This window comes from Micromonospora sp. NBC_01796 (assembly GCF_035917455.1).
GTDB lineage: Bacteria > Actinomycetota > Actinomycetes > Mycobacteriales > Micromonosporaceae > Micromonospora_G.
The window spans coordinates 5,784,525-5,799,582 of the sequence record NZ_CP109078.1 but is presented as its reverse complement, the minus strand read 5'-3'; the positions used below and the strand labels follow the sequence as shown (position 1 = coordinate 5,799,582).

Annotated in this window: 7 protein-coding genes; 1 reads left to right on the top strand and 6 read right to left on the bottom strand. The window is 66.3% G+C overall.

Translation table 11 applies throughout. The features are described from left to right. Nucleotides 1-133 precede the first annotated feature (133 nt). Nucleotides 134-1,138: a hypothetical protein gene (locus OIE47_RS26495; RefSeq protein WP_326557217.1), complete on the top strand. Its 1,005-nt coding sequence runs from the start codon at nucleotides 134-136 to the stop codon at nucleotides 1,136-1,138. Here OIE47_RS26495 and OIE47_RS26490 read toward each other — a convergent pair. The 6 genes from OIE47_RS26490 to OIE47_RS26465 form a co-directional block, all read right to left on the bottom strand. Then, entirely contained in the window at nucleotides 1,135-5,412 is a 4,278-nt protein-coding gene (locus tag OIE47_RS26490; protein ID WP_326557216.1) for a hypothetical protein, read from the bottom strand. The genes OIE47_RS26495 and OIE47_RS26490 overlap by 4 nt on opposite strands. A 283-nt stretch (nucleotides 5,413-5,695) precedes the next feature. Continuing rightward, nucleotides 5,696-6,733 (bottom strand): tyrosine-type recombinase/integrase, encoded by a 1,038-nt coding sequence (locus OIE47_RS26485; RefSeq protein ID WP_326557215.1) that lies wholly within the window; start codon nucleotides 6,731-6,733, stop codon nucleotides 5,696-5,698. Then, the gene (locus tag OIE47_RS26480) at nucleotides 6,714-7,199 is read right to left on the bottom strand and encodes a hypothetical protein (protein WP_326557214.1); all 486 of its coding nucleotides are present in this window, start codon (nucleotides 7,197-7,199) and stop codon (nucleotides 6,714-6,716) included. The genes OIE47_RS26485 and OIE47_RS26480 overlap by 20 nt, the downstream gene beginning before the upstream one ends. A 696-nt stretch (nucleotides 7,200-7,895) precedes the next feature. Further along, nucleotides 7,896-11,702, bottom strand: coding sequence for a helicase-related protein (locus OIE47_RS26475; protein ID WP_326557213.1), 3,807 nt, complete (start codon nucleotides 11,700-11,702; stop codon nucleotides 7,896-7,898). Continuing rightward, nucleotides 11,699-13,705: a hypothetical protein gene (locus OIE47_RS26470; protein ID WP_326557212.1), complete on the bottom strand. Its 2,007-nt coding sequence runs from the start codon at nucleotides 13,703-13,705 to the stop codon at nucleotides 11,699-11,701. Before OIE47_RS26470 ends, OIE47_RS26475 begins: the two co-directional genes overlap by 4 nt. Next, on the bottom strand, nucleotides 13,702-14,970 hold the full coding sequence (locus tag OIE47_RS26465; RefSeq protein ID WP_326557211.1) for a hypothetical protein: 1,269 nt from the start codon (nucleotides 14,968-14,970) through the stop codon (nucleotides 13,702-13,704). Before OIE47_RS26465 ends, OIE47_RS26470 begins: the two co-directional genes overlap by 4 nt. Nucleotides 14,971-15,058 lie beyond the last annotated feature (88 nt).

Genomic DNA, 15,058 nt, shown 5'->3' with positions numbered 1-15,058 from the left:
TCACCGCTGACCGGCATCCCTGTCCCTCGGGCCCACGACCGTGCCCGTAACCGGCACCGAAGCGGCATCGCCTGGTCCAAGAGCACCGTCCGCGTCATCCTGACCAACCCCCCCGCTACACCGGTCGGCAGGTATGAACAACCAGCGAACCGACGAAGTACTCCTCGACGTCGACGACGTGGCAATGGGCCACACAGGTGTCCTTCGCTGGAACCCGACCGACAAGTGGATCATCCACGAGCCACTCATCGACGACAGCACCTTCGAACAGGCTCAGGCCCTCCTAAAACGACGCGGCCGAGGGACCGGCGGACAACACGTCACGCACCGCACCCGAAACCCATACATCTTCCGCGGCAAGACCTACTGCGCCGCGTGCGACCGACGAATGCAAGGTCAGTACAACCACGGCGCCGCCTACTACCGCCGCCGTTTCGCCCAGGAGTACGCGCTCGCCAACCAGATTGAGCACCCCCGCAACGTCTACCTCCGCGAAGACGCCCTCACCGACGCACTCGACACCTGGCTGGCCTCCGCCTTCACCCCACACCGCCTCGAACGAAGGATCACCGCGATCACCGACGCCCAGCCCGCCGAACACCCACCTGCCCTCGCCGCAGCAGCCAAGGCGATCATCGCCGAGTGTGACGCCAAGCTCGAGCGCTACCGGGCCACCCTCGACGCCGGGGCCGACCCCGCGGTGGTCACCGCATGGATCACCCAGACCCAGGCCGACCGCGCCCGCGCCGAAGCCGACCTACGAGCACAAACGAACACCAGTTCCGGTCGCATGACGCGGGACGAAATCACGTCCCTCGTGCAGACACTCGGCGACATGGTCACCGTGCTAGGCGACGCCGACCCCGCCGACAAGGCCGAGGTCTACCGACAACTCGGACTCCGACTGATCTACCATCCGGACGCACAAACGGTGCGCACCGAGATTGATCTCAATGCGCACCGTGGGGTATTGGTACGTGTCCGAGGGGGGACTCGGCCACACGTACCCAGCACACCTGCCGGAAACAGGTGTTCATGCGTCGACGGTAGGCGCCCGCAGGCCGTCAACGCAACTGTCCGGCAGTGTGGCGGGGGTCCGGTGATGCGCCAGATTCCGAAGGGGCGGAGTTCCAATTAGGTCGATGCCAGGTCGAACGGCTCCTCCGGAGGGATCTGTTCCGCTTGTGCCGATCCAACCGAGTCTCGGACTTGGCGTCGAACCTTGAGGAGGGGGCCGACTTCTCGGCTGTCCGAATCAGAGGTCACGAGCGCCACGTACCAGACATCGGAGGAGGCCATGCGCCTGTAGTCGTCATCGTCCATCGGCAGGGCATGGCGTTCGCTCAGTGTGCCGATCACCATGTCGGCGTCGAGGTCCCGAAGCCTCGTCTTCAACCACTCTTCGTCGACCAACAGGGCGCCTTGTGCTTTCTCACCGTCCGGGAACTCAATCGATCGAGCCACCACTTGTCCATCGACTGACCAGGCTGCCTGATGGCCAACCCATCGAGCGCGACCGAGTAGCTCTGGAGTAGGCGCGTAGAAGTCAACGGACTCATCGATGGAGCAGTCGAGGGTGTTGCCTTCCCACAGATATTGCTCCGCCGCGGGCCGTGGTCGGAGACCGACGTTCCGCAGCTTGCTTGGGGTGTCGTAGTCATCTAGCTCGACCTCGGCGGTCGAGACGATGGGCGCAAATGCCCCCTCACCGAGGTACTGGTGGTGAGTACGTCTCGCTTCTGGCATTCGCCGGCCAGACAGGCCCGCTCGCTTGATGAATTCGTAGACCTGGACTCCTCCACCCCGCGGAACGAGCCACGAGAATTGTAGGAAAAAGAGGTCACGTTCCCGCCGCGACATCCCGGTTCGCTGCGCGTTGTCGCGATCCCAAGTCGAGTAGCGCTGGATCGCGACCCATTTGCGACCAGACAGGTCAGCGCAAGAGAACATCGACGCGGCAGTGGGCAGGTCGTCGGTCTTTGCAACCCATTCGTCTGGAGTAGCATTGATGTCCATCTCCGGCGTGCGGAGCGTCGCCCAATCTGCTGTTGCGTCACGAGCAATGCGGCAAACCTGGGACTCACCCATGACGAAGCTAGGTGGCAGGGTCGGGTCGAAGTCGCGTCCGTACCAGACCCACGGTCCCTGATACGTGTTCTGGCCGTTGTGCCACCTCTCGTATGCCGGGTGGAAGTTGTCTGCGAGCCGGGCAAGCAGCTCCCTGTGAGCGATCCATTGGTACTTCTTGCCGAATCGCTCGGCCTTATGCCCCTCCCGTCCGCGCCTGAGGTCGTGATTGCGCTCGAATGCCTCGAAGCGTTCCGCGGTCCAGCCGAGAGAGATTGCGCGGTTAGCGATCCACCGTCCTGCCCAGTTGACGTCGACTTCATCAGTCGGATCCTTATGATCCTTTTTACTCGGAGCCGGACCAGATAGCGGATACCAACTGAAGAACTCCACGTCGCCCTTCACGACATATTTGTTGAAGTCGCCGTACCAGTCAAGACACGAGTGCAGAATCGACGATGCGCGCCAAGCGGTGTAGTTGCCCTCGGCGTCCTTGATCGGACCACAGGCTTCCTTGAGGTCTTCGCGTGTCGGAGGCTCCTCGGGCGGCGGCGCTCCATATGGAGGAGCGAAGTCTGACATGGAATCGGCGTGCAGTAAATTTCGATCGGAGCACCAGGCGGCGATGCCCCGAGCGGAGTCTCGCGCTAGGACGTCAACGGGAAGGCCTGATCGAGCCCAAGAGGTGACTGCTTCGAGCACCGAGCGAACACCCTCCAGGTCAGCGTCTCCGGCAACAAGGACTGCACCGTATGAGCAGGTGAGTGTTCGTTCTTGAACGTAAAGATCATCGACCTGTTGCGCTGTGGCAATGAGAGACGCGGCTATCTTCAATCGGTGCGACATAAGCGTTACCAAAGTCTTCGAAGCACCATCCCGCAGGAATCTATTGGGCGACGCGAGTAGCCACATGAGGGTTATTGCCGCAAGCCGCACCTCCTCCTCGATGGCAGCACCTGCGAAGCACTCTACCCAGCGGGTCAGCCGACGAAAAGCGTCGGAGTGTTGGTCGACCCGGAAAGTAGCGATCGACCACGAAGCGTCTCTATCAGCCATGCTGACGCCGACAAGTTGGGCATGAAGCCAATCCGCGTTTCCTGGATGTCCATCGCGCGGCGCGAGCGCGAGAACGGTCTCCACGCCGCTCCCGTTACCGTCTGAGTCTGCGGTGAGACGTTGATGAAGCAGTTCCAATGCGCGCAAGCCAAACGCTGAGGCTGCACGGTCGGTCAAGCTCTCACGTACAGCCTCCTGCAATCGGAAATCATCCATTTCTAGAGGAAGGAGGTCGATCAGTTCGCGACCTTCTCTCTCGGGGAGCGTCACCGCTAGCGATCGCCAAGACCATGGCGCGTCAGCGATGCGCTTCGCCAGAGCTCGCCGCCTCTTTGCCTTTCGCGGGAGCGGGAGGAGCCGGCGGAACCATGACCTCACCTCTGCATCGACTGACGCCAGTAGGCGGTTGGCAAGGAGATGCTCGGAGTAGGCTTGGAATGAAAGTGTGACGGATTCTGTCCCGTCATATGTCGGTTGTATTTCGATCAGACCTTCGCTCGCCATCTGTTGGAAGAGGGTGTTTGGCCAAGTCTGTCCAGGGAAGAATGCGTCCACCTCCTCCTCGATCAGGTCACGAGGAACAGGGCTCCCACCGTTGGCCAAAATTCGGTCTACAACGTACGTCAGTGCGGTCGAGACGGCCGTGCTCGCCGGGGACAAGTCGAGCCTGCTCGCCACCCGCTTGCCAATGACCTTGGCGTAGCGCTCGAAGAGGTCCGAGCGTGAAGGCGCCGCCGCACTGCCATGGGGTTCTGCTGCAATAACTTCGCAGTACATGCGCAGGAAGAGGGGGCTACTCAGCGCAGGCTCGTAGAGGCCCTTGGATGGAACCGGGATGCCGAACAGTTTGCAGTACGCCGCCAGCGCTTCAGATTCCATGCCCGCTAAGCCCGGATGCCGGACCTTTAGGAGCGACGCCGGTGCCCCCACCACGTCCCGGTAGTCCGTTCGAAACGAAACGATGAGCGCGAGGTGGGGGTACTTCTCGAAATGCGCGAGCATAGCCGGCAGTTCGTCCCTCCATCGCTTGGGAGACTGGGACTCGTTGATAGCGTCAATCACGACTAAAGCACGACACTGGCGTGCTTCAGCCAAGGAGTCGAGTGCCTGAAAGAATTCATCACTGCCAACGGCCACACCGCCGAGCGTCTCTGCGGCCGCTGGCCACCAATTCTTGTCGCTCAGTCGCTGGCCGAGAATCGCGATAGCGGGCACACCGCGCTCCAAGCAGCCGTCGACCGCGCGCATCAAGGCATGTGTCTTGCCTTGACCTGCTGGCCCGACCAGTGCGAATGCTCGACTTGCCAGGGCCTTGGCCGCGCTGCCAGTAGTGAGGGTTCGGAGAGCCTGCAATGCAGATATGGTTATATCAAGGTTTCGCCGCCCATAACTCGGTAAACTCTCCCAGTGGAGGTATGCGAGATCGAGAATCTTGCTTGTGAGTGCTGCGGTTCCCGCCAGATCAGGAGCGATGCCCGGTAAGACGTTGTCACCACTATCGGTGGCGCCATGGGTCGCTCGGTAGACCTCATCGAGTTCGTTGATCAAAGTTGTTGCTAATGCGGCGCTAGCACCCCAAATGCCGACATCCTGCCTCGCGGCAGCAATGGCATTCTTGGTAAGCACGCGGAGTTCGGCGATGAACGTCGGGCCGCACGTAACTCCATCGATGACGTCGTTGATGGAGGTCGGGGAATCGGCCTCGGGTGTGTAACGCGCACCTGCCACGCGGGTTGACTCGGCGAACCTGTGCATCAACCACTCGTCGGTGATCTCCAGTCCGCCGAACCAGTACTCGCGGCGGCCGGCATGCTCCTTCAATGTCAGCTTGGTTATGATGTCGCCGGCGCGAACCGTAGCGAACTCGATCTGGCTCGCTAGAGGGAAGTCGGTGCGCCATCGGGCTACCGCCTCATCCCATCGATCTTGGTCTGTCTTGGTGCTCGCCGTACCAGAGTCCGTGAAGTCGTAGGGAACGACGAAGGTCAGCTTCGTCAGCTTCGGCCGCTTGGTGCAGACCGCTTCAACAGACTCACGCATGCCGCTAAGCGCATCTGACAACGTGGCATGGAACTTCGCCTGGAAGCCCTCCTGGTGCCCGTCTGCGTAGACCTCGTACCACTCGACGCCAGCATCAGGCGCGCGAGTCTTGCGCGTCTCGACGTGGCCTTCGTCGACCGGCGGTCGTAATTGGTATGCCAGCTCTTCCCACGCCCGCGCCTGACTCCCTTCGTGCGACCGAATCGACCGGAGGCGGATCTCGGTGGCCCTTGCGACGGTGGCTGTCACGCGACGCTCGGCAGGTCTCTCGCGAACACGCTGAGGACTCTAGCGACAGTCGCGACTCGTCCGTCCGCCGGCCACGGCCGGATCGTCGCAAGCTTCTTCGATATCGACACCTCGCGGAGCCCGCCTAGGTCTCGCCGCCCGCAGCCAGCAGCGCTGCTGACCGTCAGAGGTGACCCAGCCCCCAAGATTCGATGAGGGGTTTGCGGCCCAGAACGAACCCAGCCAGTGGATCTGTTCCACCACCGAGGCGCCAACTCGCCGACGCTGGCCGTTCGGGTGGCCCTCACGGCCCGAAGGCGCGGTCCACAGCGGCAGCGAGTGGGTGTGGTTGGCCGGTCATGGCGGCGAGTGCAGCCGCGACGGCTTGTAGGTCGGCTTTGATGTATGTGGTGGTGGCTGGGCCGGTGGAGTCGGTGTGTCCGGCGTAGGCGCGGGCGATGCCGTAGCCGTAGTGGCGCTCGACCCAGGTCAGGGTGGTGTGGCGTAGCCAGTGGGTAGAGATGCCCTGGGCGGCTACCCACGGCAGTTGCTCGCCGATGCGTTTCCACAGGTGGTCGTAACGGCGGCTGGTGATCGGCCGACCGTTGCGGTAGCGAAGCAGTTGGTCGGTGGGCAGTACCGCGCCGCGGATGCGGGCGTGTTCGTCGAGGTGGGCGGCCAGGTCGAGGGTGATCGGTTGCCAGCGCAGAGTGGCGCCCTTCTCGGTCAGCCGCACCAGCCCGCGGTCGGTGTTCAGGTCGGTCAGCCGTAGCCCGAGGGCGCCGCCGCGGCGGCAGGCGGTCTCGGTGTGCAGACGCAGCACCAGTGCGTCGAGGATGACGTCGTTGCCGCTGGTGCGAGCGGCAAGGTTGATCTCTTCGAGTTCGTCGGGGGTCAGTGCGCGGCGGGTGCTTGGTAGTCGGCGGGGTTTGACCACTCGGTGGGCGGGGCTGGCAGCGGGATCGATGAGCTCGTCGGCGATGGCCCGGTTGTAAATGGCGCGCGCAGCGGCGATCACGAGCTCGCCCGCGTGACGACCACTACGGCTGTTACGCCGCGACCGGGCAGTCGCCGCAGCCTGTCGCTGCATGGCCTCGATGTCACTGGCCGCGACCGCGTCCAAGGGACGGTCGCCCCAGACGGCGGCCATCCGGTTCCAGTACGTGCCATACGTACGGCGGGTCCCCGGCCCGGCCGCAGCGACAACCTGGGGCAGATACTCAGCTAGCGTCGGCAGCCCCGGACCGGGCTCAGCCTGCAGATCGGCGAGGGTGACGCCCAAATGGGCCAGCAACTGCCGCGCGGCAGCGACGCGGGCGGGATCAGCAACCACGACGACCACCGACGACCTGCGCGTGAAGATCAGCCAGCAACCGCACGACGGTACTGGCTGGATGAATCACCAACAGATCGTGGGCGACCAGAGCGGCGAGCAGCAGCGGCTGCCCGGGCACGAACGCGCACATCTGCCGAACGCTCGCCGGTAACGGCAGCTCCCCTCGACTGCCGACCACGTGTTGTCCGGCTGGCGCTGACGCGACAACGAGCATTCCGCTGTGCGGACGGATGTCGATACGGTGGCCCGCCGGCCAGCGCAACGCGTCCAGCAGGCCGCGTTCGGTCACCCGGCCGGATCGGTCCGGACGCGCCACACCGATCACGACCTCGTCCGCTGCGGCGGTCGCCAACGAACGGGGTGCGGGCAGCACCGGCAGCGGCGCCGGACCGGGGCGCGGTCTGTCGGGAAGCGGGGTCGGTATGAGCACGCCGATGAGTCGCTCGCGGTCGCAGCGGCGGGTTGGTGTCATGACCAGCCCAACCGCGGAAACGGCGCAACACGCCAACTGCGCCCAGGCCGCCGACGCCCGGATCATCTGTTATCGCACGTATGCGGGGCAGATACCAGTACAGAATCGAATCTGGTCCATGCCTGGTGAAGCTCCACCAAAACTGGTGTCCGAGGCCCGAGTTGAACCTCAACTACACAATCAGAATCGCCACCGACCTGCAATTATGCTGATTGCTCGATTGAACGTGCAGCTTGACGTCCATGTCGCAGGATTGAGCATGGCTGGCCCTCGCAGGCTGCTCATGCCCAATCCTGCGACCGGTTCGGCGGCCATCCGGAAGCCGAACTGTTGTGCGGCTTTCTGACTGCTGCCGGCCAGACGGTCTTGCAGACGTGTGGTCGATCGAGACGCCGTGGCGGCCGGAGTCGGTACGGCCGGACAGCCCGCTCAGCAGTGGCGACAGGCGGTCAAGGACGGCCTAGCCTGGCTGCTGCGCCTCAACGACGCGGGACGGACCGCCTGGCTCGAGTCGGCAACCGGCCCGATGAGCGCTCGGAGCCCAAGGCCCGGCTGGTGTAACAACCGGCAACGCGACTGGTGAAGCACCGCCCACTCGATCAGACAATTCGACAACCTGGCCCTCACCGCAGCGGCCAGCCATATGCCCGCTGGGGTTCGAACAAATGGGCCGCGAACAGGCATAGCCGCCTCGGATCAGTAGTCGCCTGCGGCGCCAGTGAGCCGGAACTCGTACCGGTGGGCCTGACGGGCCACCGCGCGGACGATTGCTTGGAAGGCATTCGCGGTGAGCCCGTCCTTCGGGGTCCAGCCCTGGGCCACCAGGTGACCGTCTGCTGCCACCCGGAAGCCCACGAGGCTGCTGTAGCGGTTCTGGAACCAGGCATTGCGCGCCGTCGAAGGCTGGTGGGCGAGGTCGTCGTGGTGGGCGATGACGGCGGTCACGAGGTAGGCGTCAATCAGGTCCTGTATCTGGACGGTGTGCGAACGCTGCTTGGCGAATCGCACGACGATACCGTGTCGTCGGACGCGCATGTCCTCCGCATCGCAGAGCGTGCGCCACTCAGCGCGGTGCCGAACACCCCGCAACCCCGAACCGATTCCCGTCAGGAGCCGGTCACGATCGGGCAGGTGTTGCCGCTCCGCATCCTCGGCGAGGGCGGCGACCCGGTCCAGCAAGGCGCTTACCCGGGCTCGGTCGTGCCGGCGGCTAGTGAGCGGCACGTCCTCTTCGACGGTGAGGTCGTAGCTGCCGCCGCGGGTGCGGACGACACCGAGCCGCGCCGGGGTGGTACCGCTGCGTAGTCCGAACTGCCGCCACTGCTCATCGCGCTCGATGCTGCCGACAAGGGTGACACAGCGGACCACGAGGTGACCGCTGTCATGGCTCAGGTGCAGGCTGAAGGGCTGCCGGCTGCCGGTGTTCAGGATCATGGTGCCGAGCCGGGTGTTCCGGCTTGGTTGATGGCGTTCCCATTCCACAGTAACGCCGTGGAGGTTGCTGTCAGCCAGCGCGGCGAATCGGTCGAGGTGCTGTTGTACGCGTGACTCGTTGACGGCCAGGGGGCGGTCGCGGCCGGCGAGGTGTTGGGCGCGGACGGGGAAGGACGTGACGAGCGGCTCGGTGTGCACTGGGGGTATGCCGTCGTCGGCCAGTGCCTCCCAGGCGATGTCGAGGTGCCCGTCGCCGGCCGGAGGCGTCGTGAGGCCCTCGTGCATCAGTCGCAGGAAGTCGTTGACGCGGTGAAGTACGCGGCGTACCTGGAGGCGCTCGATGGTATCGGCGAGATGGGGGTAGTGCACCTGAAGCAGGTCGTCTCCGCTCACGGTGTCGCACGGTTTGGTCAGGCGTCGTTCGGTCTGGGAGCGCATGCGGTCGATGCGTCCGATGCGTTGTTCGATGGCGGACGGGGTCCATGCGAGGCCATAGTGGTAGACGCGGGAGCAGAAGGTGTGCAGGTCCTCGCCTTCTTGGAGCAGGTCGGTGCAGATCAGCACGAGCGGGTAGCCGGGGAGGCGGAACTGTTGCACGAGGCGACGGTTGACCCGGCCGGACATGCCGGCGACCGGTTGCTGCGCGGTGAGGAGCCGACTGACGTGGGTCGACGTTTCTCGTAGGTCGGCGCGGCGTAGTTCGGGCAGAGTCGTGTCGATGATCAGGTCGTGGTGCCTGGCGAGGTTCTTGAGCTCGTCGTACGCCGACCAGTTGCCGGCGGTGGTGTGAGCTTGGCGTTCGAGTTCGTCGAGCCAGGCGGCGATGAGTTCGGTGCCCGGCTCCATGCCCTCGCTGGGGTTGAGTGAGCGCAGGTGGTCGGTGACGATGGTGTAGAGGTCGAGGAAGGCGTGACCGAGCCGGGACGCAGCGGACAGCAATTGGCCGCGTTGGTGTTGTTCCCGGAAGGCTGCAGTGAGGTTGTCCCCCGTGGGCTGCGGCCAGAGCACGGAGCGCAGCCGGCTACGACGGCGGAGTTCGGTGAAGAAGGTACGGGTTTCGAGCAGGTCCGCTTCGGCTGCGCCTGCGGCAGGCCGCTGCTGCTTCCGCGGCCGATACAGCTCCCACCAGGCAACCTCGGCGCGCGCCCGCTGTGGGCCGGTGGTCGCGGCGAGCAGTTCCAGGGCCGCGGCTTGCGCGGCGTCGAAGCGGGCTCCCCTGGTCGGTTGTTTCGCCTCTGACAAATAATGGCGGGAGTGCTCCCGGATCAGGTGATGGGCCTTCTCAGGGTCTTCGCCGAGTGCGGCCGCGAGGCGGCTCACCACCTCGCCGGGGGCGGCGTCGAGGATGTCCATGACGTGGTTGTCGTCGAAGAAGATGCCGAGTGGGCTGCCGAGGTTGCGAAAGCGTTCTTGGATTCGTGCGCCGCTGATGACGGTGTCGGGTCCGCGGCCGCGGAAGAACCAGGCGAAGAAGGTGTCGTCTCCGCCGGAGTCCTCGTCGTGGTTGTCTGGCTGGTTGTTGTCGGTGACGGTGTGCCGGGAGCGGTGGTCGCGGTAGTCGGCCACGGCGGTGTCGAGTGCGCCGTGGTGGCGGGGATGGAGGCGCCCCCGTAGTCGGGTGATGAGCCAGTCGTTGTACTCGTCGTCGAGTTTGCGTTTCAGTTCCGCGACCGATGCGACGCGGCGGACGAAGACGAGGCCCTTGTGCCCGTCGCGCCAGGACGAGGACAGGGCGTCAACGAGCGCGTCCATCTTCGGGTGCGGCAGCTCGCGTCCGAACCGTCGGGCGTGGTCGCGGGCGAGTTCGTCGAGCATGGGCACGTCGGCGCCCTGCCGCTCGGCGACGTCGGTGGCCTGGTCGGCGCCGTCGAAGTTCGGCGTCTGCTCGTCGTCGGTGGGGTCGTCAGGTTGCTGCCCGGTGGCGCCGCTGGTTTGCAGGAAGGACTCGAAGGAGGCGAGCATGCCGACCTGGAACCGGGCGCCGAAGCGTTCGTGTCCGAGGAGGTCGCTGACCTTCTTCTGAACGAGCGCCACGGTGAGCCGTTGCCGGTCGTCGGTGATCTGGATGGGCTCGTCGTGGACGGTGAGGCCGCCCTGGCGCCACTCCCGCCGGTAGAGGTTCTTGGTGAGCTGCTGGCCGGCGACCTTCAGGGAGGTCACGCGCCGGATCAGGAACCGTCCCGTCACGTCCCGCTTCTGGTCTTCGGTGGCGTCGGCGGCGCGTAGGGCGGCGAACGGTCCGCCGCGACCGAGGAGGTCGAGTTGATTCCAGAGTTGTCGGTAGTCGTCGTCGACGGGGGTCGCCGACAGCAGCAGGACCTTGCCTGCGCGCGCGCCGTAGGCGTGCTGAAGGCTCGCCGCGATGTCGTCGCGCTGGCGGCCGAGGGCGGTGGCGAGGACCCGGTTGCGGGCGGAGGCGTGGGGTCCCCATCCGTGTTTGAGGTTGTGGGCCTCGTCGACGATGACGAGGTCGAAGTGGGGAAGGGCGGCGTTGATCGCCTGGGCGAAGCGGTCCTTGACGACTTCGGCGTTGGCGCGTAGGTCGACCAGTTCGTCGGGCAGCCATGGAATCTGCCGCCGCAGGCGGTCGCGGAAGGGTCGGCGCTGTGCGGGGTCCTGGCGCAGGGGCAGGCTGAAGCTGGGCAGGCGGACGAAGAAGTCTCGGTCCGGGGCGACGGCGGTCTCCTCCAGCAGCTCGATCAGGCTGTCGCAGTGCACGAGCGGCCGCGCCGGCAGGCCGTCGGGCATGCGGACGCGCAGGTCGTCGAGGCGGACGTTGTTCGCGGTGAAGACGTTCTGTTCCCGCTGCCACTTGTGTTGGATGTTGGCTCGGGGGGCGATGACGAGCAGCCGCAGGTCGGGCTGGAAGTGGCGCAGCAGCGCCACGACCCCGAGGGCGACGTAGGTCTTGCCCATGCCCACTTCGTCGGCGAGGTAGGCGACGGTGTGCTCGTGGAGGATGTTGTGTACGGCGACCGCGCCGGCGAGCTGGTCGGTGGCGCGTTGTTCGTTGCTGATCAGCCGGTCGAAGTCCAGCAGCCGGGCGGCGGTGTCGATGGTCAGTCTCATGCCGGCGCCTCTGCGCAGTCGTCGAGGAAGCGGCTCTCGTACCAGTCGAGGAAGTCGACCATGTCGGCGTCGTTGCGTACGGCGATCTGCTCCCGCAGCTGGGCGCGGGTGGTGAGTGCCGTGTGCAGGCGCGCCGCCCCGAGCGGGTCGGACGCCCAGAACTGTGGCCAGTGCCGGCGGATCCGGTCGACGACCTGGTGGGCGCAGAGCACGGTGAGGTAGCGCTCCACGAGGTCTCCGTCCTTGTCGTCGACCACCCGCTGGAGCAGCACGGGCAGGGAGTCGTACTTGGCGCCGAAGATGAGAAAGCGGGCGTGTTCCGCGCGGCCGTCGGCGAGTGCCTCCTCGACGGTACGGGTGAGGCTGCCGAAGCCGTGGAACATGCCGGCGAACCGGTCGAAGATCGAGTCGACGGTCTTCGCTGCCGGTAGGCGCAGTGCCTCCGTACCGGAATCGTCGACTCTCGCGCCGTGGGCGGCGATGGCGGCGGCCCGCTGGTCGGGGTTGAGCATCGACCAGTAGCGCAGGATCTCCGCCGGGGTGAGGTCGAGCAGCAGGGACGGCCGGTGGGCCATGCCGGTCTCGCGGACGAGTACAACTGCGCGGCGGTCACCGTCGACGACGGTGAGGAAGCTGGACGAGCGCAGCCGCTCGGCCAGGTTCCGGGCGTCGTCGGCGGGCAGCGCGGTCCACGTGGCCGGCTTCAGGGGTGGCAGGGAGAACAGGGGTACAGCCTGGTGCACGTGCAGCGGCGGGCTGACGCTGGCGGCGTCCCACAGCACGTCAGCGGTCTCGCTGGTCCAGTCGTAGCGGACCGCGAGCGGTATCGCGTCGAAGTCGCCACGGTCGTCCTCGGAGGCGGACGTCGGCGCGAAGGTCGGGGGCTCGTTGACCGGCTCCAGCCAGAAACGCGGCCGGCGTGGTGTGGGCACCTCCACGAGGACTCCGGACTCGACGTTCCCCCCGGCCTGGTGAGCGGGACTAGTCAGGTTGAACGAGCCGACGAGGGTGATCTCCCAGTCGTCGGTGAAGAAGCGGTACACCTTCGCGTGGACGGCTCGCGGCGCGGCGGCGGCGCCGCTGGCCTGCTTTCCGCCGCGGGCGGTGTGGGAGGTGGGTAGCCGGCCCCACCGGCCGCCGTGCCTCTGTACCCAGTCGTAGAGAGAGGTGCGGCAGCGGGCCAGGCCGCGTTCCTCCGGCAGAAGAATGCGCCACTGTGGCGGCTGGAACCGGTCGAGCAGTGCGACCAGCGGCGTCGAGGTGTCCGCATCGTCCAGGTACGGGGAGAGCACTTCCAGGTTCGCGCCGCGAAGCCGCCGCCCGGCGATGTCGTCGAGCTGGTCCACCAGTGGCATCCCGCTGCGGCTACCAGTGACGATGAAGTGCGGGTGCAGGACCTGGTTGACCGACCGCTGGGTGATCGGCTGCACGGTGGACAAAAAGGCTTGCACCTGGTCCGAGGCGTCGTGCGGGCCGTGGTGCTTGGCCAGGGTACGCACCCGGCGCAGGAAGCGCCGTATGTCGGTGGATGTGCGAGACCGACCGCCCTCGGCGATCTCTTCAAGGTGGAAGCATTCGACGTTCTCCCACCAGCCCGCCCGGGTCAGGTTCGCCGAAGCGGTCAGTGCCACTACGGCCCGCTCCCCCGTGTCCTCGTCCTCGAGAAGGATGAACGCGTTCTTGGGATGGAAGTAGCCGCGGGTCGGCCGCACCGGGATTCGACGCACATCCAGGCATGCGGTGCCGTCACCGACAACGAGGGCGCCATGGTCGTAGTAGACGGCCACCTGCCCAGCGAGCGGCCGCAGGGCGTCCTCGAGCTGCAGGCGCCGGACAGCGGGCGCCTGCTGCAACGGCAGGTCGAACAGGACGGGCAGGATCTCCTGTTCGAAGAAGCCTGGCTCGAAGCGGAAGGTGCAGAACACCGCAGCGAGGGTCCGCCGGCCGCCGATCCGCTCTCGCAGCGCCTCGGTGAGCACCGCCTTCGGGATCTGGTCGCTCATGCGTTCTCTCCCGTCGCCGCGACGAGGCGAATGAGGGACGGCAGGAAGTACGGGTACCACCACAGGTCACGTATCCCGTCCGCGGTCGGCAGGTCGACGGGTTCGTCGCGGAACCGTACCCGCAGCCGGTCGCCGTCAGTCACCTCCAGCCAGGCGAGCCCTCCCCCACGCTCTCGCATCACCGCGGCGTTGCGCTGCGCCAGGGCCTGGGTCAACCGCCGCCAGTCGCCCTGGGCCAGGCCGTCGGCGATGTCTCGCCACTGCCGGTCGGGCAGCACCGCCGCCGCCCGCTCGTGCACCGATTCCAGCCGGTCGCCCCACACCGCGCGCAGGTCCTCAACCACCGTGTCGAGGTGGGCGTCGTCGCGGCCGAGCAGGTAGCTGAACAGCACCGTCGCCGGCGCCAGCACCGACTCGCACGCCGCTATGCGGCGCAACTGCTCGGACACGTCCACCCAACCCCGGCCCTCGGCGTCTTCGGCGAGCCGGGCGACGTAGGGACCGAGCGGCCCGGCGGACGGGCGGGGCCGGACCTCGATGAGCGACGCGAGACGCGCCTGCCGGCCACCGGTCGGGTCCAGCGAGCCGCCGTCGATCAGGTGATGTCGGTAGAAGTCCCGCTCCTGCGCCGACAAGACCGGGCCGAACACGGCCGCCACAGCCGCGAGCCGTGAATTGTCGCGCAGGTCGAAGTTGTAGGACTGCTGCTTGAGTGCCCGGGTGAGGTGCTGGGCGTCGCGTCCCCACGCCGTAGCGAGTCGGGGCAGGTAGGTGTCATCGACGAACGCCGCCGCGTCGGGCGTGAGACGGGCCGGCGAGCCAGGGGCGACGAGCCCGGACGCTCTCGCCGGCGCGACGTAGTTGCCGAGCAGGCCGTCGGTCTTCTGGTTACTCAGGATCTGGTACGCGGGGTCGGCCGACAAACGCACCTTTCCGCCGTTGCTGCGGGCGGACTCGGCGCGGGCTGCGACGCGCTGGCGTCCGAAGAACCCGCGATCGCCGTACACGGCGTGCCGGACGTAGCCGACCATTTGCTCCCACACCAGGAACGCCGCCCACCGCTGCGCGTCATCCTCGCCCGGATCGATCTCGGCAAGCCGCAGACCGACCAGCAGTGTGGTGAATGCGGACAGGTCGGTGGTCACCGTCGTCAGATTGCCGATCAGCGGGCGTCCCATCGCCGACCAAACAGGCTGGGCGCCGAGCCCGTCCCGTGATCCCTTGATACGCGCGCGCGGGTCCAATTCGGTCAGGAAGACAGCCACGGCTCGATCCTGTCCAACTCCGTGGCGTCAAGCATCCGCTGTATCGCCATGCTTGCTGGCCGTTTCCCGGACCGCCGTCGCCGCACCG

Coding starts and splice junctions, on each gene's coding strand:
- OIE47_RS26495 (WP_326557217.1), top strand. CDS start 134: ATGAACAACCAGCGAACCGACGAAGTACTCCTCGACGTCGACGACGTG.
- OIE47_RS26480 (WP_326557214.1), bottom strand. CDS start 7,199: ATGACACCAACCCGCCGCTGCGACCGCGAGCGACTCATCGGCGTGCTC.
- OIE47_RS26475 (WP_326557213.1), bottom strand. CDS start 11,702: ATGAGACTGACCATCGACACCGCCGCCCGGCTGCTGGACTTCGACCGG.
- OIE47_RS26470 (WP_326557212.1), bottom strand. CDS start 13,705: ATGAGCGACCAGATCCCGAAGGCGGTGCTCACCGAGGCGCTGCGAGAG.